This window comes from Mycobacterium europaeum, from assembly GCF_034555895.2.
Taxonomy (GTDB): domain Bacteria; phylum Actinomycetota; class Actinomycetes; order Mycobacteriales; family Mycobacteriaceae; genus Mycobacterium; species Mycobacterium europaeum.
The window spans coordinates 4213177-4235774 of record NZ_CP157315.1 but is presented as its reverse complement, the minus strand read 5'-3'; the positions used below and the strand labels follow the sequence as shown (position 1 = coordinate 4235774).

20 protein-coding genes and 2 pseudogenes are annotated in these 22598 nt (G+C 70.6%); 15 read left to right on the top strand and 7 right to left on the bottom strand.

Annotated features, from left to right (window positions below):
- Positions 1-3: 3 nt before the first annotated feature.
- Both U8D42_RS19535 and U8D42_RS19530 read right to left on the bottom strand, forming a co-directional pair.
- Positions 4-573 carry a LemA family protein gene (locus U8D42_RS19535; RefSeq protein ID WP_322858543.1) on the bottom strand — a complete coding sequence of 190 codons (570 nt, stop codon included), beginning with the start codon at positions 571-573 and terminating at the stop codon, positions 4-6.
- A 33-nt stretch (positions 574-606) separates the two neighbouring features.
- Positions 607-2451, bottom strand: a complete 1845-nt coding sequence (locus U8D42_RS19530; protein WP_322858544.1) for a DUF2207 domain-containing protein — start codon at positions 2449-2451, stop codon at positions 607-609.
- A 238-nt stretch (positions 2452-2689) separates the two neighbouring features.
- Between U8D42_RS19530 and ttfA the strand changes: the two genes are divergently transcribed.
- Genes ttfA through U8D42_RS19505 form a run of 5 tightly spaced genes read left to right on the top strand, consistent with a single transcriptional unit; the run spans position 2690 to position 6469 of the window.
- Entirely contained in the window at positions 2690-3556 is an 867-nt protein-coding gene (gene ttfA, locus U8D42_RS19525) for a trehalose monomycolate transport factor TtfA (protein ID WP_090420086.1), read from the top strand.
- A gap of 54 nt (positions 3557-3610) precedes the next feature.
- On the top strand, positions 3611-4384 hold the full coding sequence (locus U8D42_RS19520) for an SDR family NAD(P)-dependent oxidoreductase (RefSeq protein ID WP_322858545.1): 774 nt from the start codon (positions 3611-3613) through the stop codon (positions 4382-4384).
- Positions 4371-4919, top strand: a complete 549-nt coding sequence (pyrE, locus tag U8D42_RS19515; protein ID WP_322858546.1) for an orotate phosphoribosyltransferase — start codon at positions 4371-4373, stop codon at positions 4917-4919. The genes U8D42_RS19520 and pyrE overlap by 14 nt, the downstream gene beginning before the upstream one ends.
- Positions 4920-5828 (top strand): hypothetical protein, encoded by a 909-nt coding sequence (locus tag U8D42_RS19510; protein WP_322858547.1) that lies wholly within the window; start codon positions 4920-4922, stop codon positions 5826-5828.
- A complete protein-coding gene (locus U8D42_RS19505) occupies positions 5825-6469 on the top strand; it encodes a TrmH family RNA methyltransferase (RefSeq protein WP_322858548.1) in 645 nt (214 codons plus the stop codon). Before U8D42_RS19510 ends, U8D42_RS19505 begins: the two co-directional genes overlap by 4 nt.
- Before the next feature lie 170 nt (positions 6470-6639).
- On the opposite strand, the gene U8D42_RS19500 is transcribed toward U8D42_RS19505, so the two are convergent.
- Positions 6640-7605, bottom strand: a complete 966-nt coding sequence (locus tag U8D42_RS19500; protein ID WP_085240693.1) for a LysR family transcriptional regulator — start codon at positions 7603-7605, stop codon at positions 6640-6642.
- Between the two features lie 23 nt (positions 7606-7628).
- Between U8D42_RS19500 and U8D42_RS19495 the strand changes: the two genes are divergently transcribed.
- From U8D42_RS19495 to U8D42_RS19460, 8 genes and pseudogenes are all read left to right on the top strand, one after another.
- Positions 7629-8789, top strand: a complete 1161-nt coding sequence (locus U8D42_RS19495) for an XdhC family protein (protein WP_322858549.1) — start codon at positions 7629-7631, stop codon at positions 8787-8789.
- 43 nt (positions 8790-8832) lie between these two features.
- Entirely contained in the window at positions 8833-9711 is an 879-nt protein-coding gene (locus tag U8D42_RS19490) for an FAD binding domain-containing protein (RefSeq protein WP_090420092.1), read from the top strand.
- Positions 9712-9713: 2 nt separating this feature from the next.
- Positions 9714-10202 (top strand): (2Fe-2S)-binding protein, encoded by a 489-nt coding sequence (locus U8D42_RS19485; protein ID WP_322858816.1) that lies wholly within the window; start codon positions 9714-9716, stop codon positions 10200-10202.
- Entirely contained in the window at positions 10199-12598 is a 2400-nt protein-coding gene (locus U8D42_RS19480; protein WP_322858550.1) for an aerobic carbon-monoxide dehydrogenase large subunit, read from the top strand. Before U8D42_RS19485 ends, U8D42_RS19480 begins: the two co-directional genes overlap by 4 nt.
- A pseudogene (locus U8D42_RS19475) lies at positions 12598-13332 on the top strand (XdhC family protein); the annotation flags it as partial. The gene U8D42_RS19480 and the pseudogene U8D42_RS19475, both read left to right, overlap by 1 nt.
- A 143-nt stretch (positions 13333-13475) precedes the next feature.
- Positions 13476-14363, top strand: coding sequence for an AAA family ATPase (locus U8D42_RS19470; protein ID WP_322858552.1), 888 nt, complete (start codon positions 13476-13478; stop codon positions 14361-14363).
- Between the two features lie 13 nt (positions 14364-14376).
- Entirely contained in the window at positions 14377-15024 is a 648-nt protein-coding gene (locus tag U8D42_RS19465; RefSeq protein ID WP_085240698.1) for an SRPBCC family protein, read from the top strand.
- Between the two features lie 5 nt (positions 15025-15029).
- Positions 15030-16220: a vWA domain-containing protein gene (locus tag U8D42_RS19460; RefSeq protein ID WP_322858553.1), complete on the top strand. Its 1191-nt coding sequence runs from the start codon at positions 15030-15032 to the stop codon at positions 16218-16220.
- Here U8D42_RS19460 and eutC read toward each other — a convergent pair.
- Together eutC and U8D42_RS19450 are read right to left on the bottom strand one after the other, a co-directional pair.
- Positions 16195-16920 (bottom strand): annotated as a pseudogene (gene eutC / locus U8D42_RS19455) (ethanolamine ammonia-lyase subunit EutC); the annotation flags it as partial. The gene U8D42_RS19460 and the pseudogene eutC sit on opposite strands and share 26 nt — an antisense overlap.
- Positions 16920-18326 (bottom strand): ethanolamine ammonia-lyase subunit EutB, encoded by a 1407-nt coding sequence (locus U8D42_RS19450; RefSeq protein ID WP_322858554.1) that lies wholly within the window; start codon positions 18324-18326, stop codon positions 16920-16922. The gene U8D42_RS19450 and the pseudogene eutC, both read right to left, overlap by 1 nt.
- Before the next feature lie 28 nt (positions 18327-18354).
- On the opposite strand from U8D42_RS19450, the gene U8D42_RS19445 reads away from it, so the two are divergent.
- Together U8D42_RS19445 and U8D42_RS19440 are read left to right on the top strand one after the other, a co-directional pair.
- Positions 18355-19485, top strand: coding sequence for a glycoside hydrolase family 76 protein (locus U8D42_RS19445; RefSeq protein ID WP_085240702.1), 1131 nt, complete (start codon positions 18355-18357; stop codon positions 19483-19485).
- Positions 19482-20831 carry a 3-oxoacid CoA-transferase gene (locus U8D42_RS19440; protein WP_085240703.1) on the top strand — a complete coding sequence of 450 codons (1350 nt, stop codon included), beginning with the start codon at positions 19482-19484 and terminating at the stop codon, positions 20829-20831. The genes U8D42_RS19445 and U8D42_RS19440 overlap by 4 nt, the downstream gene beginning before the upstream one ends.
- 15 nt (positions 20832-20846) lie before the next feature.
- Here U8D42_RS19440 and U8D42_RS19435 read toward each other — a convergent pair whose 3' ends face one another.
- Both U8D42_RS19435 and U8D42_RS19430 read right to left on the bottom strand, forming a co-directional pair.
- Positions 20847-21539, bottom strand: coding sequence for a DedA family protein (locus tag U8D42_RS19435; protein ID WP_085240704.1), 693 nt, complete (start codon positions 21537-21539; stop codon positions 20847-20849).
- 140 nt (positions 21540-21679) lie between these two features.
- Positions 21680-22510, bottom strand: a complete 831-nt coding sequence (locus U8D42_RS19430) for a hypothetical protein (RefSeq protein ID WP_322858555.1) — start codon at positions 22508-22510, stop codon at positions 21680-21682.
- Between the last annotated feature and the right edge of the window lie 88 nt (positions 22511-22598).

Genomic DNA, 22598 nt, shown 5'->3' with positions numbered 1-22598 from the left:
CGCCTAGAACTGCACCTGCGGCGGGGTCTGCTGCCCTTCCGGCGCTTGGTAGAACGGCCGCTTGTGCACTCCCGCGATGCCGGTGAAGAACGTCCACGGGATGGTCACCACACGCTGGTTCAGGCTGGCCGCCGCGTCGTTGTAGTACTGGCGCGCGAACGCCAACTGGTTCTCGGTGTCGGCGAGCTGCTCCTGCAGCTGCAGGAAGTTGGTCGAGGCCTTCAGGTCCGGGTAGTTCTCGGCGACGGCGAGCACGTTGGCGATCGCCCGGTCCAGCCGGCCCTGCGCCTGGGCCTTCTCGTCGACGCTGCTTGACGCCGCGGCATGCGCCACCCCCGCGCGGGCGGCGGTGACCTCCTCGAACACCGACTTCTCGTGCGCCGCGTAACCCTTGACCGTGTTGACCAGGTTGGGCACCAGGTCGGCACGGCGGGTCAGCTGCACGTCGATACCGCCGAGCGCCTCCTGCGCTTTCACGTCGAGCGTGCGCAGCGAGTTGAACGCGACGATGCCGAGCATGACCAGCCCGGCCAGCACGATCACAACGATGATCACGGTGATACCGATTGACATGTCCTTACCTCCTTCGGCCCAAGCCGGTCCGGTCTACCACGTACCGCCACCCCCGCCACCGCCGCCGCCCCAGCTGCCGCCGCTGCTGCTGAAGCTTGACCCGCCCGAGCTCGAGGAGGAACTCTGCGCAGCCGTGTAGGCGCTGATCGACGCCGACACCGCGGAGTCGAAGCTGGTGAACCCGCCGGACGACGAGTACAGCGTGGCCGGGCTGCTGTCGCGGGACGCCGGGTACCAGTCGGGGATCGGCGGCTCCGTCCCCGTCGCAGTGCGGTATTTGGCGGCCCACGCCTCGGCGGCGCCCAGGGCCACGGCATAGGGGATGTAGGCGATGAACAGGTCGCGGTGCGCGGCGTAGTCGAACCGGTCCTCGGCCGACGGTGTGGCCAGCAGCCGCTCGAAGCCGGCCGCGCGGGACCACAGCCGGCGACCCGACGGAGTGCGGCGGGTGCCGACGCCGCCGGCGAGCAACCCGATGCCGGCGATCGCGAACGCCGCGAACGGCAGGCCCCACATGGTCCACGTGAAAAAGCCCGCGAACCCGACGACGGCCAATGCGATGCCGACGACGACCAGCACCCGGCCGGCCCACTCCGCGGCGGCGGTCACCACGAGTGCCCGGGTGCGCGCCCAGGATCGGCAACTGGATACCAGCCGACCCTTGGCTTCCGACAGCTTCTCTCCGGCCGCCTGGCTGCCGGTGACGCGCAACGTGGCGCCCGCGGTGCTGACGCCCAGCGCGTCGCCGACCGCCCGGGTCACCGGGTCGACGGCGGCCCACTGCTCGGGCGTGCCAAGCCCGGTGAGGGTCCAGCGCGTCGCCCTGGCGCGCTCGAGCCGCACCAGTTTGCGCTCGGCCATGTACAGCAACGTCGCCACCAGGGCGTGGTCGCCGACGTTCTCGTTGACGATGTAGGCGGTCTGGACGGGTCCGAGCCCCTCGGGCGGGACGTAGAGCACCGGAGTGCCGGGGGGCGCCTCGCGCGACCGTCGGTCCCACAGGTAACCGCCCAGCGCGGCGAGCACCGACAACAGGGCCACCACGCCGACCACCGGAACCGACCGGCCGAAGACCTTGTCGAAGGGCGCCGTCCACGGCAGCGTCGACCGGTGCGGCAGCGGAACCTGCAGATCGAGCCGCACGGTGACCGGGTTCTGCGGCGGTAGGCCCGTCGCGGTCACCGTGACATGGTCGGTTCCGGCTCCCGCGATTGCGCACGGGATCGCCCCGGTGTTGTCGGCGGCGCACTGCACCAGCCCGGACGGTCCGGGCAGCTCGATATCCACGTGCGCGGCATCGATCTTCATCGCCCAGAAGCCGACCACGTTGTAATAGAACGACGCGGTGGGTGCGCTCGGGTTGGCCCCGGCGCGGGTGGTGAAGTGTCCGGGCGCAGATGGTGGCCGCACGAGTCCGCCGTCGACGGTGTAGCTGATCGAGTAGGTGTGCACCCCCGCACTCACGGTCACGTCCGGATCGCCGATCCGGGCGACGTAGAAACGGCGGTTGTTGCGCCATTCATAGCTGACCGGTACCGACTGGTTGTCCATCGTGATGCCGGCGATGGTGGGGACCATCCGCGCGTGCGGGTCGGTGGGGTCGGCGACGGGGAAGAACCGGAAGATGCCGTGCCGGTATGCGCCCATTCGCACCGTCAGCGCCTCCGTGGCGGCGATGCGACCGTCGGCGGCCACGCGATAGGTCGCGGCGTAGTCGGTGATCTCCGACTGCCAATCCACCGCGGCTGCGGACTTCGAGCCCGCCCCCAGTGCCAGCGGCCAGAACACGCCGAGGCACGACAGGGCGATGAGCACCAGCGACGCGAAAAGCTTCTTTACGGCCCTGGGGAGCGTGAACGAGTGGCGAAACGCCTTCATCGCAACGGTTCCTCCGGGGTGGCCGGCCCGATCGCCGGGTGCTGGGAACGCGGCGATTCTCCCACGAATGTGCGCCGTTTCGGCCCGAAAGCGGTCGATCGCTCCGCGGTCCGCGGAGGGCGGCATCCGCCCGCGGCGCCGCCCGGTCCGCCGTGGCGCTGGTTGTCATGAGCCTGATGCGCGGTTGTGACCAGGCGGACTTCTTTATTCCGGCGCAATTCCGGATACCCTGTGTGGGATGGTCCCCCTTTGGTTCACGCTGTCCGCGCTGTGCTTCGTCGGCGCGGGCGTGTTGCTGTACGTCGACCTCGATCGGCGCCGCGGCCGCAGCAGGCGCCGCAAGTCATGGGCGCGGTCGCACGGCTTCGACTACGAGCGTGAATCCGCCGACATCCTCAAGCGCTGGAAGCGCGGGGTGATCTCGACGGTGGGCGACATCGCCGCCGAGAACGTCGTGCTGGGGCAGATCCGCGGCGAGGCGGTGTACATCTTCGACCTCGAGGAGGTCGCCACCGTCATCGCGCTGCACCGCAAGGTGGGCACCAACGTGGTGGTGGACCTGCGGCTCAAGGGACTCAAAGAGCCACGGGAGAGCGACATCTGGCTGCTGGGCGCGATCGGCCCGCGGATGGTGTACTCCACCAACCTGGACGCGGCCCGGCGGGCCTGCGACCGCCGCATGGTCACCTTCGCGCACACCGCACCGGACTGCGCCGAGATCATGTGGAACGAGCAGAACTGGACGCTGGTCGCGATGCCCATCACCAGCACCCGCACCCAGTGGGACGAGGGGCTGCGCACCGTGCGGCAGTTCAACGACCTGCTGCGGGTGCTGCCGCCGCTGCCGGAGGAGACCCAGCAGGAGGCGGGCGCGCCCGCGGGGCTGCGCAACGCGTCGCCGAGCCGCCCGCTCGCCCCCGCCGGCCGCGCGGAGCTGCCGCCCCGGCGCCCCCAGCAGGACGTCGCGGGGCTGCTGGGCTCGGATGCCCAGGCGCCTCGCCGGCCGGCCGAACCGATCCGCCGGGAGCAGCGCGGCTCGGACGCCGTTCGCCGACCGCCGCCGGGCGGCCGCAACGGCCATCAGGCCACGAACTATCAGCACTGACGGCCCGCCGGGCGCCGGGCGGGCGGCGCGGCCGCCGTCATTAGGATGTCGCTCATGCCTCGTCCCGTAGCCCTGATCACCGGGCCCACGTCCGGGATCGGCGCCGGCTACGCGCGCCGCTTCGCCCGCGACGGCTACGACCTGGTCCTGGTCGCCCGCGACGTCGACCGCCTGACGCAGCTGGCCGGCGAACTCGAAGGCGAGGCCGGCGGCGTCGAGGTGCTGCCGGCCGACCTGGCCGATCCCGCCGGTCGCGACCAGGTGTGCGAACGCCTGGCGCGCGGCGTCCGCGTGCTGGTGAACAATGCCGGGTTCGGCACCTCCGGCGACTTCTGGGCGACCGACCCCGCGGTGCTGCAGTCACAGCTCGACGTCAACGTCACGGCGGTCATGCACCTGACCCGTGCGGCCCTGCCGGCCATGCTCGACGCCGGCGCAGGCACCGTCATCAACATCGCCAGCGTCGCCGGGCTGGTGCCGGGCCGTGGATCGACCTATTCGGCGTCCAAGGCGTGGGTGATCTCCTTCAGCGAGGGCCTGTCCGTCGGCCTGCAGGGCACCGGTGTGGGCGTGCACGCCGTCTGCCCGGGATACGTGCACACCGAATTCCACGCCAGGGCCGGCATCGACATGGCCAAGTCGCCGTCGTTCATGTGGCTCGAGGTGGACGACGTGGTGAACCAGAGCCTGGCCGACGTCGCCCGCGGCAAGGTGATCAGCATCCCGGGCCTGCAATACAAGGCGATCATCGCCGCCGAGCGGATGATTCCGCGGAGCCTGATGCGGGCCGTGACCAAGCGAATCGGGGGCGGCCGTGGCCGAACCTGAGTCATCCCCGCGCGAGGAACTGGCCGAGCTGGTGCGCCGGTTGTCGGTGGTGCACGGCCGGGTGACGCTCTCGTCGGGCAAGGAGGCCGACTACTACGTCGACCTGCGCCGCGCGACCCTGCACCACCGGGCCTCGGCCCTGATCGGCGCGCTGATGCGCGACCTGACCAGCGACTGGGACTACGACGTGGTCGGCGGGCTGACCCTGGGCGCCGACCCGGTGGCCACGGCCGTCATGCACGCGCCGGGACGCCCGATCGACGCGTTCGTGGTGCGCAAGTCCGCGAAAACCCATGGGCTGCAACGGCTCATCGAGGGCTCCGAGGTTGCCGGCAAGCGGGTGCTGGTGGTCGAGGACACCAGCACCACGGGCGCGTCGGCGCTGACCGCGGTGCGCGCGGTCCAAGAGGCCGGCGGACAGGTGGTCGGCGTGGCCACGGTCGTGGACCGGTCCACCGGCGCCGCCGAGGCCATCGAGGCCGAGGGCCTGCCGTACCGCAGCGTGCTGGCCCTCGCCGATCTGGGGCTCAGCTAGTTGCATTGCCGCGCTAGCCTTCTCGCGATAGCGGCCTGCGTGCTGGCCTGTCTGACGGCCTGCTCGGGCTCCAGCCATCCGGTGCGCCCCTACGGCGCCCAGGGGGCGTGGCTCGGGGAATCGCTGTCGCTGCTCGGCTGGAACATGTCGGTGTCGAACCTGCGCTGGGGCGACGACTACGTGCTCGTCGACGTCGACGCCGCCGCGGCGGACCCGCACGCGCCGCACGCCAAGCCCGGCGACATCCGGTTCGGGCTCTACGGCGCGCTTTCGCACCCGATCGAGTCGACCGGGGTGGGCAGTTGTGACCGCGCGACGGCCAAGGTGCCCGACGTCCACTCGCCGCTGTCGGCGCCCGGCGACCGGCTCACCGGCACGATTTGCCTTGGGCCGCTGAAGGATCGGAGTCAGGTCCGCGGTGTCTACGTCTACTCGCCGCGGGACCGGATCCCGAACACGTCGGCGGCCTACCCGGCCGCGTTCCCGGTGGGGCTCATGCCCACCAACGCCAACGACACCGGGCTGGCGGTCAAGACCACCAGCCTGTCGGCGTGGCGCGCCGACGGCGCCCCGATGACCAAGGCGCAGCTCGGTGATCCCGGGGCCTTCAGCGGCAACGGCTACATGCTGCTCGGCCTGGAGGCCGACGGCCTGGCGGCCCGGTATCGCGACGACTCGGCCAAACGTGGCGGCCCGTTGATGCTGCTCGTGTCGCCCACGCTGCCGGGCGCCGGCCTGAATCCGGCGTGCGCGGCGTACGGGTCGTCGGTGTTGGTCCTGCCCGACGCCGCGCTGGACGCGGTACACGTCAGCGCCTCGCTGTGCACCCAGGGCGAGATCAACGAGGCGCTGCTCTACGCGACGGTGGCGGTCGACGGCACCCACGCCGGCGTGTGGACGCCGCGATGAGCGATCCCGGGCCGACCGAGTGGGGCGCATCGGCCGGCGGGGTGGGGCCGTGGGCGGGCGAGTTGCCCGACGACCCGCGCTACGACCCGGTCCTGTTGCGCGAGGGCGACACCCGCAACGTCGTCGACGCCTACCGGTACTGGACGCGCGAGGCGATCATCGCCGACATCGACCGGCGCCGGCACCCGCTGCACGTGGCGATCGAGAATTTCGGGTACGACGCCAACATCGGCTCGGTGGTGCGCACCGCCAACGCCTTCGCGGTGCACACCGTGCACATCGTGGGCCGGCGACGCTGGAATCGCCGCGGCGCCATGGTGACCGACCGTTATCAGCGGCTGTGCCATCACGACAGCGCCGCCGACCTGATGGGCTTCGCGGCCGGTGCCGGGCTGGCGGTGGTTGCGGTGGACAACGTCCCGGGGGCGGCCCGTCTCGAGGAGACCGCGCTGCCGCGGGAGTGCCTGCTGGTGTTCGGGCAGGAGGGTCCGGGCATCACCGACGACACCCGGGCGGGCGCGGCGACGACGGTGTCGATCGCCCAGTTCGGCTCGACCCGCAGTATCAACGCCGCCGTGGCCGCGGGGATCGCGATGCACGCCTGGATTCGCCAGCACGCCGAACTGTCCGAGGCCTGGTAGCTGAGCCGTCGCGGGTGCGCGGCGTCGGGTCAATGCCAACGATCCACACTCGAAATGGCTTGGGGCACCATGCGCTCATCGTCAAACGTGATATCGCATGCGATATCAAATCCGCAGACCACATGCGGTCCGGAATCTGGTGCTGCTGTGACGGGTGGGCTTGAACCCGTTCAGCTCCACAGCGTTACGTGCACCTTCGGACGAAACCGGGTGACGCCCACGCCGGATCCGCGGATCATCGCCTGCGTGCAGCGCGGGGTGGTGATGAAGCGGACCAGTTCCGAGACGGCCGGCTGACGCGCCGAGGGTGCCAGCGTCGCAGCGCACCACTCGCCCGACCGGTCCAGCCCCGGACCGGGCACATGGGTCAGCCGCCCGGCGGCCAGGTCCTTGGCGACCGCAAAGCCGATGGTCAACGAGACCCCGCCGACCCGCTGTACCTCCTCGAGGGCGGCCGCGTCGCTCTGAAAGATCCGCTGTTGCGACTCCGGAATCGCCAAGCCGCGCAACATCGTTGCGATCTCGCCGTCCACCCCGCCCGCCGACGGGCCCAGCATCCACTGCTGCTGACGCAGCAACGCGGCAGTCGGAACGCCAAGGGCCAGAGGGCTATTGGGCGCCACGACGGCGATGATCTGATACTTCAGGAAGGGTCGCACAAACAGCGAGTCGTCCGCGCCGATCGAACTCTCGCTGGCCGGGCCGATCGCGATGTCCACGGCGCGCGAGCAGATCAGGTCGCGAAACCGGCTCGTCGGATGCACGCTCAACTCGACCGACAGGTCGTCGGCCCGCGACGAGAAGAGCTCGATCAGCCCGGGCGCGGCGTGCTCGGCGAAGGTGGTGGACGCCGCGATCCGCAGCAGCCGGCGCCCGTGCGCGGCCTCGGTGACTTCGATCGCGGTTTGTTGCTGCAGGCCCAGGATTTCGACCGCACGGCTGGCCAGGCGCAGCCCCCCGGGCGTGAACGCCAACCCGGCGCCGGTCCGGGTGAACAGCGGGTCGTCGAGCTCCTTGCGCAGCGCCGCCACCAGCATCGAGACGCCGGCATCGGAAACACCCAGCTCCGCGGCCGCGGCCCGCACCGAGCCGAGGCGAACCACCGCCGAATAGGCCCGAAGTTGAGCCGGGGTCATGGAAGGCAGCCTAATTTAAAAGAGTGCGTGACGTGCTTGCCGAGCTGATGTCGATCTGGCGCGCCGGCGAAACCGCGGGGCTGGGCACCGTGGTGCGCACCTTCCGGTCCGCGCCGCGTGCGCCGGGGGCCGCGATGGTGGTGGCGCCGGACGGCGCCGTCACCGGGTCGGTGTCGGGCGGCTGCGTGGAGGGCGCCGTGTACGACCTCGCCACCGAGGCGGCGAAGACCGGCTCGCCGCGGCTGGAACGCTACGGCGTCAGCGACGACGACGCGTTCGCCGTCGGCCTGACGTGCGGCGGGATCATCGACGTGTTCGTCGAGCCGGTTTCGCGCGCGTCGTTTCCCGACCTCGGCGCGGTGGCCGACGACATCGCCGAGCGGCGCGCGGTGGCGACCGCGACGGTCATCGCCCACCCGGACCCGGCGTGGATCGGCCGGCGGGTCGTCATCCGGCCCGACGGGGTGGCGGGTTCGCTGGGTTCGGCGCGAGCCGACGCCGCGGTCGCCGACGACGCGCGCGGCCTGCTCGCGCTGGGCCGCAGCGAGGTCCTCAAGTACGGGCCGGACGGGCAGCGGCTCGGCGACGGCATGGAGGTCTTCGTCTGCAGCTATGCGCCGCCGCCGCGCATGCTGGTGTTCGGCGCGATCGACTTCGCTGCCGCGCTGGCGCGGCAGGGTTCGTTCCTCGGCTACCGCGTCACGGTGTGCGACGCCCGCCCGGTGTTCGCCACGCGGGCGCGCTTCCCGACGGCCGACGACGTCGTCGTCGACTGGCCGCACCGCTATCTGGCCGCGCAGGCCGAGGCGGGCGCCATCGACCGCCACACGGTGATCTGCGTGCTCACCCACGACCCGAAGTTCGACGTGCCGGTCCTCGAGGTGGCGCTGCGCCTGCCCGAGGTCGGCTACGTCGGGGCGATGGGGTCGCGCCGCACCCACGACGATCGCGTGAACCGGATCAAAGCCGCCGGGCTGACCGACGCCGAGCTGAGCCGGCTGTCCAGCCCCATTGGGCTGGACCTCGGCGCGCGCACCCCGGAGGAGACGGCGGTCTCGATCGCCGCCGACATCATCGCCAAGCGCTGGGGCGGCGGGGGCCGCCCGCTGGCCCAGATCGTCGGGAGGATCCACCACGACGCGCAGGTGGAGGACGACTTCACGGCTAGTTCAGGGATTACTTAACTCGCTATTGACGCCCCTGTCAGCGCGGCTGACACTGTGGCGCATGCAAGTACCCGGGCCCTTCGAATATGAACGCGCGACCAGCGTCGACCACGCCATCGGCCTGCTGGATCGATTGGGGGAGGGGGCGCGCATCGTCGCCGGCGGGCACAGCCTGCTGCCGATGATGAAGCTGCGCATCGCCAACCCGGAATACCTCGTCGACATCAACGATCTTGCGCTCGAGCTGGGATACGTGATCACCGATCCGACCCTGGTGCGCATCGGAGCGATGACTCGGCACCGCGAGATCCTGGAGTCCGACACCCTGGCCGCCGTGTGCCCGATCTTCCGGGACGCCGAGCGCGTGATCGCCGACCCGGTGGTGCGCAATCGCGGCACCCTCGGCGGTTCGCTCTGCCAGGCGGATCCCGCCGAGGACCTGTCGACGGTCTGCACCGTGCTGGACGCGGTGTGTCTGGCCCGGGGGCCGTCCGGTGAACGCGAGATCGCGATCGACGACTTCCTGGCCGGGCCGTACGAGACCACGCTCGCCCCCAACGAGATGCTCATCGAGGTCCGGATCCCGTTGCGGCACAACAGCTCCAGCGCGTATGCCAAAGTCGAACGACGGGTGGGCGACTGGGCGGTCACGGCCGCCGGGGCGGCCATCGCCCTCGACGGCGAACAGATCGCCGCCGCACGCGTCGACCTGACGGCGGTGAACTCCGATCCAGCCGCGTTGGCCGAGCTTTCGGCGGCCCTGGTCGGCCGGCCGGCCACCGAGGAGACCTTCGCCGAGGCGGGCCGGCGCGCCGCACAGGCCTGCGAGCCGGTTTCCGACATCCGCGGCACGGCCGAGTACAAGCGCCACCTGGCCGCCGAACTGACCATCCGCACCTTGCGCACCGCCGCGCAACGCGCTCGCGCAGGAGGGAATTGACCATGCAGGTGAACATGACGGTCAACGGCGAGCAGGTGAGCGCCGATGTCGAACCCCGGATGCTGCTGGTGCATTTCCTGCGGGATCAGCTGCGGCTCACCGGAACTCACTGGGGCTGCGACACCAGCAATTGCGGGACGTGCGTGGTCGACGTCGACGGCGTGCCGGTGAAGTCCTGCACGATGCTGGCCGTGATGGCCTCCGGGCACACCGTGCGAACCGTGGAAGGGTTGGCCGTGAACGGCCGACTCGACCCGGTGCAGGAAGGGTTCATGCGCTGTCACGGGTTGCAGTGCGGTTTCTGCACACCGGGAATGATGATCACCGCCCGCGCGCTGCTCGACCGCGACCCCGATCCCGACGAGAAAACCATCCGCGAGGCGATCTCCGGTCAGATCTGCCGGTGCACCGGATACACCACGATCGTGCGCTCGATCCAATGGGCCGCCAAGAACGGCGCGGCATCCCAAACTGCGGAGGCCACCTCATGACCACGATCGAATCACGGCCCCCCTCACCCGAAGACACGGCCGACAACGACCAAAAGCCCTGCGGCCACGGCCGAATGCTGCGCAAGGAGGATCCCCGCTTCATCCGTGGGCGCGGCACCTACGTCGACGACGTCGCGCTGCCGGGCATGCTGCACCTGGCCATCCTGCGCTCGCCGTATGCGCACGCCCGCATCGTCGGCATCGACGTGACCGCGGCCCTGGCCCATCCGAAGGTCAAGGCGGTGGTGACGGGCGCGGACCTGGCCGAGAAGGGCCTGGCCTGGATGCCGACGCTGTCCAACGACGTGCAGGCCGTGCTGGCCACCGACAAGGTCCGCTTCCAGGGCCAGGAGGTGGCGTTCGTCGTCGCCGAGGACCGCTATTCGGCGCGCGACGCCCTGGAGCTCATCGACGTCGACTACGACCCCCTGGATCCCGTCATCGACGTGCGCACCGCGCTCGATCCGTCCGCGCCCGTCATCCGCACCGACCTCGACGGCAAAAAGGACAACCACATCTTCGACTGGGAGACCGGCGACGCCGCCGCCACCGAGGCGGTGTTCGCGACGGCCGACGTGGTCGTCAAGCAGGAGATGGTCTATCCGCGCGTGCATCCCGCCCCGATGGAAACCTGTGGCGCGGTCGCGGATTTGGACCCGGTCACCGGCAAGCTGACCCTGTGGACCACCTCGCAGGCGCCGCACGCCCACCGCACCCTGTACGCGCTGGTGGCCGGCCTGCCCGAACACAAGATCCGGGTGATCTCCCCCGACGTGGGCGGCGGCTTCGGCAACAAGGTGCCGATCTATCCCGGCTACGTGTGCGCGATCGTGGCCTCGCTGGTGCTGGGCAAGCCGGTCAAGTGGATGGAGGACCGCAGCGAGAACCTGACCTCGACCAGCTTCGCGCGCGACTACATCATGGTCGGCGAGATCGCGGCCACCAAGGACGGCAAAATCCTGGCGGTGCGGTCGAATGTGCTGGCCGACCACGGCGCGTTCAACGGCCAGGCCGCCCCGACGAAGTACCCGGCCGGGTTCTACGGGGTGTTCACCGGCAGCTACGACCTGGAGGCGGCGTACTCGCGGGTGACCGGGGTGTACACCAACAAGGCGCCCGGCGGGGTGGCCTACGCGTGCTCGTTCCGGATCACCGAGGCGGTGTACCTGGTGGAGCGGCTGGTGGACTGCCTGGCCTACGAGCTCAAGATGGACCCCGCCGAGCTGCGGCTGCGAAACCTGTTGCGCCCCGACCAGTTCCCGTACACCACCAAGACCGGCTGGGTGTACGACTCGGGTGACTACGAGACCACGCTGCGCAAGGCCATGGACATGGTCGGTTACGACGCGCTGCGCGCCGAGCAGCAGGAGCGCCGCGCCCGCGGCGAGCTGATGGGCATCGGGATGTCGTTCTTCACCGAGGCCGTCGGCGCCGGCCCGCGCAAGGACATGGACATCCTCGGCCTCGGCATGGCCGACGGCTGCGAGCTGCGCGTGCACCCGACCGGCAAGGCCGTGGTGCGGCTGTCCGTCCAGAGCCAGGGGCAGGGCCACGAGACGACGTTCGCCCAGATCGTCGCCGAGGAGCTGGGCATCCCGCCCGACGACATCGATGTCGTGCACGGCGACACCGACCAGACCCCGTTCGGGCTGGGCACCTACGGCAGCCGCTCGACGCCGGTCTCGGGCGCGGCCGCGGCGCTGGTGGCCCGCAAGGTCCGCGACAAGGCGAAGATCATCGCCTCGGGCATGCTCGAGGTCTCGGTCGCCGACCTGGAGTGGGAGAAGGGCACGTTCAGAGTCAAGGGCGACCCGTCGGCGTCGGTGACGATCGCCGACATCGCCATGCGCGCGCACGGGGCCGGCGACCTGCCCGAGGGCATCGAGGGCGGCCTGGACGCCGAGGTCTGCTACAACCCCTCGAACCTCACCTATCCCTACGGCGCGTATTTCTGCGTGGTGGACGTCGATCCGGGCACCGCTGTGGTCAAGGTGCGGCGCTTCCTGGCCGTCGACGACTGCGGCACCCGGATCAACCCGATGATCATCGAGGGGCAGGTGCACGGCGGCATCGTCGACGGCATCGGGATGGCACTGATGGAGTGGATCGCCTTCGACGACGACGGCAACTGCCTGGGCGGCTCGCTGATGGACTACCTGATCCCGACCGCCATGGAGGTGCCGCACCTGGAGACCGGGCACACCGTGACGCCGTCGCCGCACCACCCGATCGGTGCGAAGGGGATCGGCGAGTCGGCCACCGTCGGGTCCCCGCCCGCCGTGGTGAACGCGGTGGTGGATGCGCTGGCGCCGTTCGGGGTTCGCCACGCCGACATGCCGCTGACGCCGTCGCGGGTGTGGGAGGCCATGCAGGGCAGAGCGAGGCCCCCGATCTGATGAGCGTCATCAGCGAAAGGGCCCAGCAACTGCTGGCCGCGCGCACACCGTTCGTGCACGCGACCGTGGTGCGCGCCCAGCCGCCCACCTCGGCCTACCCCGGCGACGAGGCGATCCTGTTGGCGGACGGCACGATCGAGGGTTTCGTCGGCGGCCAGTGCGCGCAGAACTCCGTGCGCAAGGCGGCGCTGGGCGCGCTGCAGACGAACGAAAGCGTGCTGCTGCGGGTGCTGCCCGACGGCGACGTGCACTTCCCCGAGGCGCCCGGGGCGTGCGTGGTCGTCAACCCGTGCCTGTCCGGCGGGTCGCTGGAGATCTTCCTGGCGCCGCAACTGCCTGCCCCGCTGATCCGGATCTACGGCGCGACGCCGATCGCCGACGCCTTGGCGCAGATCTGCGGTGTGCTGGGTTATGAAGTCGATCGCGACGCACACATGGCCGACGCCACCGTCTTGGCAACCGCCATAGTGATCGCCAGCCATGGCGGCCCGGAAGCCGAAATCATCCGGACCGCACTGGACAACGGCGTCGGGTATATCGGCTTGGTGGCCGGCAAGATACGCGGCGCCGCGATCCTCAACGCAGTCGAACCGTCCGACGCCGAACGGGCCCGCATACACACACCGGTCGGACTGGACATCGGCGCCAAGACCCCGGCGGAGATCGCCGTGTCCATCGCCGCCGAACTCGTCGCCGGCGTGCGCGGCGGCCTGGGCCGCGCGGTGGTGGCCGAGTGCGGCCGCCACGAGGCCGTCGACCCGGTCTGCGGCATGACCGTGCCGATCGGCCCCGCCGCCGAGCATCTGCGGCTGGCCGGCACCGACTACTGGTTCTGCGGCCCCGGATGCCGCACGGCGTTCGCGGGGAAAGCCGGCGCATGACGCCGGCGGTGTTCAGCGACGTCGGTGACGTGATCGCCCGGTTCGATGCGCGGGACTACCTGCTCGACACCGGGACCGCATCCGCCATCTATCTGGCAGTCACGCTGGGCCGGCCGTTACTGCTGGAAGGCGAGCCGGGCGTCGGCAAGACCACCGCGGCGAAAACCCTTGCGGCGGTGTTGGATACACCGTTGGTCCGGCTGCAGTGCTATGAGGGCCTGACGGCGAACGAGGCCCTCTACGACTGGAACTACCAGCGCCAGTTGCTATCCATCCGGCTGGCCGAGGCCCGCGGGGACGCGCTCGACGAGGCCGATCTGTACACCGAGGCCTACCTCGTTGACCGGCCCATCCTGCGCTGTGTGCGGCACCGCGGCCCCAGCCCACCGGTGCTGCTGATCGACGAGATCGATCGGGCCGACGACGAATTCGAGGCGCTGCTGCTGGAGTTCCTCGGCGAAGCCGCCGTCACCGTCCCCGAGCTGGGCACCTTCGTCGCCGAGCGGCCACCCATCGCGGTGCTCACCTCCAACCGCAGCCGCGACTTGCACGACGCGTTGCGCCGCCGCTGCCTTTACCACTGGATCGACTACCCGGAGGCCTCCCGGGCGGCCGCGATCGTGCGCCGGACGGTGCCGGGCGCCGCCACCCCGCTGATCGAGCACGTCACCCAATTCGTCGGCAGCGCACGCGATCTCGACCTGGACAAGCCGCCCGGGGTGGCCGAGACCATCGACTGGGTCGCCGCGCTGGTCTCGCTCGGGGTCGCGGACCTGGTGGACCCGGCCGCACTGATGACCCTGGGGGCGCTGGCCAAGACGCCGGACGACCGTACGCTGATTCGCGACGCGTACAAGAGTTTTGCGCAATGCCGCCTTACGTGAGAGGACCCGCAGCATGAAGATCGCCAACCGGTTCACCGTCAGCGCGCCGATCGACCAGGCGTGGGACGTGCTGTGCGACCTGGAGCAGGTGATCCCGCTGATGCCTGGCGCGCAGCTCACCGGCCACGAGGGCGAGGACTACTCCGGCAAGGTCAAGGTCAAGGTGGGGCCGGTGACCAGCGAGTTCAGCGGCAAGGTGCGCTTCGTCGAGCAGGACCGCGGCCAGTACCGCGCGGTCATCGACGCCAAGGGCAAGGAGACGCGCGGCACCGGCAACGCGGCCGCGACGGTCACCGCCCAGCTACAGCCGGACGGCGATAAGACCAGCGTCTCCGTTGACACCGATCTGAAGATCGTCGGCAAGCTGGCCCAGTTCGGCAGCGGCATGCTGCAGCAGGTGTCGGAGAAGCTGCTGGGGCAGTTCGTGGAGTCGCTCGAAGCCAAGCTGGCCGCCGAATCGGGGGCGGCGCCGGCCACCCCGGAAGGCCCCCCGCAGGTCGGGCGCGTCCCGGAGCCGCGCCACGCCGCCCCCGCCGCCGAGCCCGAGCCCATCGATCTCCTCGAGCTCGCCGGGGGAGATCAGCTCAAGAAGTACGCCCCGCTGCTGCTGGCCGTGCTCGTCGGGCTGGTGCTGGGCTGGTTGCTCGGCCGGAGGCGTTAGCGCCCGTGGGCACTCCCGTGTTGTTGCGGGGCGTCGATCTGGCGGCGTTCGCGGCGGCACTGGTCGCGCGGCTGCGCGGTGCGGGAGTGCTGGTGTCGGCCAGCGGCCCCGCGAGCTTCGTGCAGGCGCTGCGCATGCTGGCGCCGGACAACACGAAGGCCCTGTATTGGGCGGCCCGGCTGACGTTGGTCAACCGGATGGAGGATCTCGGCGCCTTCGACGCGCTCTTCGCGGCGGTCTTCGGCGCGGCCCAACCCGACGGCACCGGCCGCCCGGAGCCCCCCCTGCCGCTGCCCGGCCCCAAAACGCCCGCGGCCGGCACGCCGCGGTCGGCCGCCAGTGGGTCTGCTTCCGTCCACAAGCTGCCGTGGGCGACGCGGGCGGTGGCGGCCGCCGACGACACCGCGGGCTCGAGCCTGCGGCTGCCGGACGTGCTGCCCAGCCGGATCGCCGCCCTGGCCGACGAACCCTTCGACCGCTTCGACGCGCAAGACCTTCGCCTGCTCGGCAGCTGGCTGGAGGCGACCGTCGCGCGTTGGCCGCAGCGGCGCACCCTGCGATTCGAGCCCAGCCACGCCGGCAAGCGAATCGACCTGCGGGCCACCATGAACGCGTCGCGCAAGACCGGCTGGGAATCGGTGCTGCTGGCCCGCGCGCGACCCCGCCGCAAGCCCCGGCGAATCGTCTTGGTCTGCGACGTGAGCCGCTCGATGCAGCCCTATGCCGCGGTGTATCTGCACTTGATGCGGGCGGTGTCGCGCCAGGCGCAAACCCGCGCCGAGGTCTTCGCGTTCTCGACGTCGCTGACCCGGCTCACCCCGGTGCTGTCGCACCAGTCGGCCGAGGTGGCGCTGCAACGGGCCAACGCCAAAGTCACCGACCGCTACGGCGGCACCTTCATCGGACGCAGCGTGGCCGCCCTCCTGGCCCCGCCGCACGGCAACGCGCTGCGCGGCGCCGTGGTGATCATCGCCTCGGACGGCTGGGACAGCGCTGCGCCCGATGCGCTCGCGCACGCGATGGAACGGCTGCGGCGCCGCGCCGAGGTGGTGGTGTGGCTCAATCCGCGTGCGGCGCAGCAGGAGTTCCAGCCGCTGGCCGGCTCGATGGCCGCGGCCCTGCCGTACTGCGATCTATTCCTGCCAGCGCATTCGCTGGCCGGGCTACGCCAATTGCTGCTCGCGTTGTGTCCTTGAGGACGACACCCGAGCGGCCGAGCTTGCGGGCCGCGGCCACCAGCGCGGCGGTGACCGCGGCCGCCGCCGCGTAGTCGAGGCCGTCGGGCGGGTGGATGTTGGACACGCAGTTGCGGTCGGCGTCGGTGAGCCCCGGCGCCGGCCGGTGCGTCAGGTAGATGCCCAGGCTGTCGGCCACCGACAGGCCCGGGCGCTCGCCGATGAGCACGAGAACCGTGGTGACGCCCAGGGCCTGGCCGATGTGGTCGCCCAGCGCGACGCGCGCCTGGGTGGCGATGACCGGCGGCGCGATCCGGTAGCGGCCGCCGAATTCGCGGACCAGCGCGCCGACCGTGCCGGCGGCGTGATCGGTCAACGCCCGCGGCGAGAGCCCGTCGGCCAGGACGATCCCGATGTCCGCCCCGGTGTGCGGCAGGCCGGACAGGTCGGCCGGGCTGCGACCGAGGTCGGGCCGGCGCAGGTACTCGGCGCGCGAGGCCGCCCGGCTGCACACCCGCAGCGGCTCGCCGAGTCCGGCGCCGATGTCGCGCAGCCGCACCGTGAGCGCGTCGACGTCGAGCGGCTCGTGGACGGCGTCGCGGGCCGCGGCGTGCGCGGCCTGGAACTCCAGCAGGCGTCGGGTCGGCAGCGAGTTTCCTGCCCGCCCGAGCCCGATGCGCGCCTGCGTGGTGGCCCGCAGGGGCGCCCACAGGTCGCTCATCAGCCCCCCGCCAGCGCGCGCAGCGGCGACGTCGAGAGGTCGACGGGAAGGATCCGGCCGGCGGCGTCGGCCATGCCCAGGCCGGCCAGCCAGGCCTCGAATTCGGGTGCGGGCCGCAGCCCCAACGCTTTTCGCACGTACAGCGCGTCGTGAAACGACAGGCTCTGATAGCCCAGCATGATGTCGTCGGCGCCGGGCACCGTGATCACGAACGCGGTGCCCGCCGCGCCCAGCAGGGTGAGCAGCGTGTCCATGTCGTCCTGGTCGGCCTCGGCGTGGTTGGTGTAGCACACGTCGACGCCCATCGGCAGGCCGAGCAGTTTGCCGCAGAAGTTGTCCTCGAGCCCGGCGCGGATGATCTGCTTGCCGTCGTAGAGGTACTCCGGGCCGATGAAGCCGACGACGGTGTCGATCAGCAGCGGCTGCAGCGCGCGGGCCACCCCGTAGGCGCGCACCTCCAGCGTCTGCTGATCGACCGGCTGGTTGCCCACCCCCAGGTGGGCCCCGGCCGACAGGGCCGCGCCCTGACCCGTCTCCAGGTACATGACGTTGTCGCCGACGGTGCCGCGGCGCAACGACCGGGCGGCCTCGTTGGCCTCGGTCAACATCGCGACGGACGTCCCGAACGACGCATTGGCGCCCTCGGTGCCGCCGATCGACTGGAAGACCAGGTCGACCGGCGCGCCCCGGTCGATCAGCTCCATCGTGGTCGTGACGTGGCACAGCACGCACGACTGGACCGGAATCGCGAACCGCTGGCGAATGTCGTCGAGCAGGTGCAACAGGTCCGCCGCCGCCTGCGGCGAGTCGGTCGCGGGGTTGACGCCGATCACCGCGTCACCGCAGCCCATCAACAGGCCGTCGAGCACCGCCGCGGCGATCCCGCGCGGGTCGTCGGTGGGGTGGTTGGGCTGCAGGCGGGTCGCCAGCGTGCCCGGCAATCCGATCGTGGTCCGGAAGGCCGCGGTGGCCGTGGCCGCGGCGGCCACCAGGATCAAGTCCTGGTTGCGCATGATCTTCGACACCGCCGCAACCATTTCCGGTGTCAGCCCGGGGGAGACCGCGGCGATCCGCGCCGCGGCGTCGTCGCGGCAGGCGGCGTCCAGCAGCCAGTCGCGGAAGCCGCCCACGGTCAGGCCCGCGATCGGTCCGAACGCCCCGCGATCGTGACCGTCGATGATCAGCCGGGTGACCTCGTCGGTCTCGTACGGCACGACCGCCTCGGTGAGGAACGTCGCCAGCGGCAGGTCGGCCAGCACCCAGGCGGCCGCGGCCCGTTCGGCGTCAGAACCGGCGGCGCACCCCGCGAGCTGGTCGCCGGAGCGCACCGGCGTCGCCTTCGCCATCACGTCGACCAGGCCGGAGAAGGTGTGCGTGGTCCCCGAAATGGTTTGCCGGTAGCGCATATTTCAGTATGAGGCAGGATCGGGGACTATGGATCAGCTATGGGCCAACCGGGCGGCCAGCGCCGAAGCCGCTGTCGCGCAACGACACCTGAAACGCCTGTGGGGGCTGCCCGGGACCCAGCTGGGCGTGGTGGCCTGGCCGCCGACGCGGCGCGACTCGTCGTTCGGGACGTGGCACTACTGGTGGCAGGCGCACCTGCTGGACTGCCTGGTCGACGCGCAGCTGCGTGACCCGCAACCGCAGCGGCACACCAGCATCAACCGGCAGGTCCGCTCGCACCGGCTGCGCAACAACTTCCGCTGGACCAACAACTACTACGACGACATGGCGTGGCTGGCGCTGGCGCTGGAACGCGCCGCCCGCATCGCGGGCGTCGAGCGCCACCGCGCCCTGCCCAAGCTGGCCGAGCAGTTCCTCGACGCCTGGGTGCCCGAGGACGGCGGCGGCATCCCGTGGCGCAAGGGGGAGCAGTTCTTCAACGCCCCGGCCAACGGCCCGGCCGGGATCTTCCTGGCCCGCTACTCCGACCGGATGCGGCGCGCCCAGCAGATGGCCGACTGGATCGACGAGACCCTGATCGACCCGGAGACGCACCTGGTGTTCGACGGCATCAAGGCCGGCTCCCTGGTCCGCGCCCAGTACACCTATTGCCAGGGCGTGGTGCTCGGGCTGGAAACCGAACTCGCGGCGCGCACCCATGACGACCGACACGCGCCCCGGGTGCACCGGCTGGTCGCGGCCGTCGGCGAGCACATGGCCCCGGCGGGCGTGCTGGCCGGCGCCGGCGGCGGGGACGGCGGCCTGTTCGCCGGCATCACCGCGCGCTACCTCGCGCTGGTGGCCACCACCCTGCCGGGCGATTCGGCCGAGGACGCCGCCGCCCGCGAGACCGCGCGCCGGATCGTGCTGGCCAGCGCGAAGTCGGCGTGGGACTACCGGCAAACCGTGGACGGGCTGCCGCTGTTCGGGCCGTTCTGGGACCGCGACGCGCAGCTGCCCACCCGGGCCGGCGAGGAGGCCCGGTCCGTCGACGGCGCGGTGAACAGTTCCGAGGTCGCCGAACGGGACCTGTCGGTGCAGCTGTCGGCGTGGATGCTGATGGAGGCCGCCTGTAACGTCACCGCCGAACCGTCGCACCAGGACAGGAGCGCTCAGTGAGTAAAGTCCACCCCGACGCCGAGTCGGCTCTGCACGGGCTGCTGCACGACGGCATCACCGTCGCGTCCGGCGGTTTCGGTCTGTGCGGCATTCCGGAGAAGCTGATCCAGGCGCTGGTCGACAGCGGCATCAAGGACCTCACCATCGTCGGAAACAACGCCGGAGTGGACGATTTCGGGATGGGTCTGCTGCTCAAGGGCAGGCAGGTGCGGAAGGTCATCGCCTCCTATGTCGGCGAGAACAAGGAATTCGAGCGCCAGGTCTTGGCCGGCGAGCTGGACCTGGTGCTGACGCCGCAGGGCACGCTCGCGGAGAAGTTGCGCGCCGGCGGCGCCGGCATCCCCGGCTTCTACACCCGCACGGCCTACGGAACCAATCTCGCTGAAGGCAAGGACACCCGGGTCTTCGACGGCACCGAATACGTTCTGGAAGAGGGCATCCGGGCCGACGTGGCGCTCGTCAAAGCCTGGAAGGGCGACAAGGCCGGCAACCTCGTCTACCGCAAGACCGCGCGCAACTTCAACCCGATGATCGCCACCTGCGGCGCCGTGACGGTCGCCGAGGTGGAAGAGCTGGTCGAGGTCGGCGAGCTCGACCCTGACCTGATCCATACCCCCGGCATCTACGTGGACCGGATCATCCAGGGCACCGACTACGAGAAGCGCATCGAGTTCCGCACCACCAGCGGCGGCGCCGCGCTCAAGCACGACAGCCCCATCCGCGAGCGGATGGCCCAACGCGCCGCCCGGGAGTTGCGGGACGGCTACTACGTCAACCTGGGGATCGGGATTCCGACGTTGGTGGCCAACTTCATTCCCGACGACATCAGCGTCACGCTGCAATCCGAGAACGGCCTACTCGGCATCGGGGCCTACCCGAGCGAGGACGCCGTCGACCCCGATCTCATCAACGCGGGGAAGCAGACCATCACCACCCTCCCCGGATCCAGCTTCTTCAGCAGCGCCGATTCGTTCGCGATGATCCGCGGTGGCCACATCGACCTTTCCATCCTGGGCGCCCTGGAGGTCGCGGAGAACGGCGACCTGGCCAACTGGATGGTGCCGGGCAAGATGGTCAAGGGGCCGGGCGGTGCGATGGACCTGGTGTCGGGTGTCAAGCGGGTGATCGTGACCATGGACCACACCGCCAAAGACGGCAGCCCCAAGATCCTGCGGCAATGCTCGCTGCCGCTGACCGGCAAGGGCGTGGTCGACATGATCATCACCAACCTGTGCGTTTTCGACGTCGAGCCGGGACAGGGGCTGACGCTGACCGAACTGCATCCCGGGGTGACGGTCGAGGAGGTCCGCGCCAAAACCGGCTGCGATTTCAACGTCGCGATCTGAGCCGAACACCGCCGGCTACTCGGGTGCCGTCAGCCGCTCGGGGTGCTTGTCGGGCTCGGCCGCCACATGCCGCCGGCCCCGGTAGGTCCGCCAGGCCGCGATCAACGCCGGCATCAGGGAGATGACCAGGATGGCCAGCAGGATCTTCTGCAGGTTGTGGTGTACGAACGGCACGGAGCCCAGGAAGTAGCCGGCCAGCGTGACGCCGCCGCCCCACAGGATGCCGCCGACAATGTCGAAGCCCAGGTACACCGGGTAGCGCATGTAGGACACCCCGGCGACCACCGGGACGTACGTCCGCACGAACGGCGCGAACCGCGCCAGGATGATCGCCCACGGCCCGTATTTCTCGAAGAAGGCGTGCGACTCGGTCACGTAGTGCTTCTTGAAGAACCGGGAGTCTTCCTTCTTGAACAGCGCAGGCCCGATCCGCCGGCCGATGAAATACCCGGTTTGGTCGCCCAGGATCGCCACGGTGGCCACGGCCGGGGCCAGCACCCAGATGCTGGCCGGCGGGTTGGGGTGCGCGGCCAGCAGACCGCCGGTGAACAGCAGCGATTCGCCGGGCAGCAGCGGGAACAGCAGGCCGGTCTCGATGAAGACGATGAGCAGGATGCCGGGCAGCACCGCGGACCCGAAGACGCCGTCGGCGCCCAGCCAGTACATCGGGTCGAAGATGTGGGGCAGGGCCGTCACCGTGGTGCTCACGATGGTTCAACATACCGGTGTTGCGATACCGGATGGGCCGCTCGCCAGGAGGAGCACATGCCGAACCGCTCGAGTGTGAAGCTAGCTTCACATTCGGCGCCCAACGTGAAGCTAGCTTCACACTCGGCGCGGGAATCGAGTTAGCCGCTGGCCGACTGGCAGATCTTCCACTGGTCGTCGCGGTACTGCAGGTCCAGGCTGCGTGTCGAGCGCAGCGACGGGTCGTAGGCCATGAACGTGGTGACGTTGGCCTCGGCGTGCTGGCCGTTGACCACCACCTGGTCGATGCTGGCGATCACCGGATACTGCTTGGCCGCCGAGACGCGACGGTAGGTCTCGTCCCACTGGTGCTCGTCGTAGTCCGCATAGTCGTCGCGGGTGGTGCCGCAGGTGATGGTGCGCAGCGTGGTCAGGTCGCCCTTCTGGATCGCGGTGTCGAAGCTCTGGATGGTGGTCCGAACCTGGTCCTCCTGCGACACTTTCGTGTGCTTGCCGCGGGTGAGCAGCACGGTGCCCAGGATCGCGATCGCGGCCAGCGCCAAAACGATCAGCACCAGCGCCAGCACCCAGCCCCAGTTGAACTGCCGGGAGGTGCGCAGCTTCGCGCCGAGGCGCGGCGGGATCGACTGCGGCACAGCGGGTTTGGGATGCAGGCCGGGCTGTGCGGGCATGCCCTGTGGCGGCGAGGCGAAGACCTCGGTGGCGGGCTCCGGCGTGGTGGCGATCACCGTGGTCTCTTTCGCGTCGAAACCCGGCGCGGTGAAGCGCCGTTCGCGCTGCGCGCCGTCCGGGTCGTCGGCGGGATCCACCGGATCGCCGCCCGATTCGGGTCTGATCACCACGGTCTCGGTCTCGGAGTCGCTCGGTACCAGCGGGACGCTCTCGGTCGCGTCCTCGCCTGACGACGCGGCCCATTCGTGCCCGCGCGGATTCGGCGTGCCGCCGCGGTCGGGCTCGGGTGGCTGGGGCATGAGTACAGCTGTCCTCCGCTATCGGGTGGGCTAGTTGGAGAGCTTAGCGACCATCGCCCCTGGATGGGGTGATCGTCGAGGTCCGGCG

What these genes read in the sequence shown, in the direction of transcription:
- U8D42_RS19535 (WP_322858543.1), bottom strand. Translation starts at nt 573, where the DNA reads ATGTCAATCGGTATCACCGTGATCATCGTTGTGATCGTGCTGGCCGGG.
- U8D42_RS19530 (WP_322858544.1), bottom strand. Translation starts at nt 2,451, where the DNA reads ATGAAGGCGTTTCGCCACTCGTTCACGCTCCCCAGGGCCGTAAAGAAG.
- ttfA (WP_090420086.1), top strand. Translation starts at nt 2,690, where the DNA reads ATGGTCCCCCTTTGGTTCACGCTGTCCGCGCTGTGCTTCGTCGGCGCG.
- U8D42_RS19520 (WP_322858545.1), top strand. Translation starts at nt 3,611, where the DNA reads ATGCCTCGTCCCGTAGCCCTGATCACCGGGCCCACGTCCGGGATCGGC.
- U8D42_RS19505 (WP_322858548.1), top strand. Translation starts at nt 5,825, where the DNA reads ATGAGCGATCCCGGGCCGACCGAGTGGGGCGCATCGGCCGGCGGGGTG.
- U8D42_RS19500 (WP_085240693.1), bottom strand. Translation starts at nt 7,605, where the DNA reads ATGACCCCGGCTCAACTTCGGGCCTATTCGGCGGTGGTTCGCCTCGGC.
- U8D42_RS19490 (WP_090420092.1), top strand. Translation starts at nt 8,833, where the DNA reads ATGCAAGTACCCGGGCCCTTCGAATATGAACGCGCGACCAGCGTCGAC.
- U8D42_RS19485 (WP_322858816.1), top strand. Translation starts at nt 9,714, where the DNA reads ATGCAGGTGAACATGACGGTCAACGGCGAGCAGGTGAGCGCCGATGTC.
- U8D42_RS19480 (WP_322858550.1), top strand. Translation starts at nt 10,199, where the DNA reads ATGACCACGATCGAATCACGGCCCCCCTCACCCGAAGACACGGCCGAC.
- U8D42_RS19470 (WP_322858552.1), top strand. Translation starts at nt 13,476, where the DNA reads ATGACGCCGGCGGTGTTCAGCGACGTCGGTGACGTGATCGCCCGGTTC.
- U8D42_RS19465 (WP_085240698.1), top strand. Translation starts at nt 14,377, where the DNA reads ATGAAGATCGCCAACCGGTTCACCGTCAGCGCGCCGATCGACCAGGCG.
- U8D42_RS19450 (WP_322858554.1), bottom strand. Translation starts at nt 18,326, where the DNA reads ATGCGCTACCGGCAAACCATTTCGGGGACCACGCACACCTTCTCCGGC.
- U8D42_RS19445 (WP_085240702.1), top strand. Translation starts at nt 18,355, where the DNA reads ATGGATCAGCTATGGGCCAACCGGGCGGCCAGCGCCGAAGCCGCTGTC.
- U8D42_RS19430 (WP_322858555.1), bottom strand. Translation starts at nt 22,510, where the DNA reads ATGCCCCAGCCACCCGAGCCCGACCGCGGCGGCACGCCGAATCCGCGC.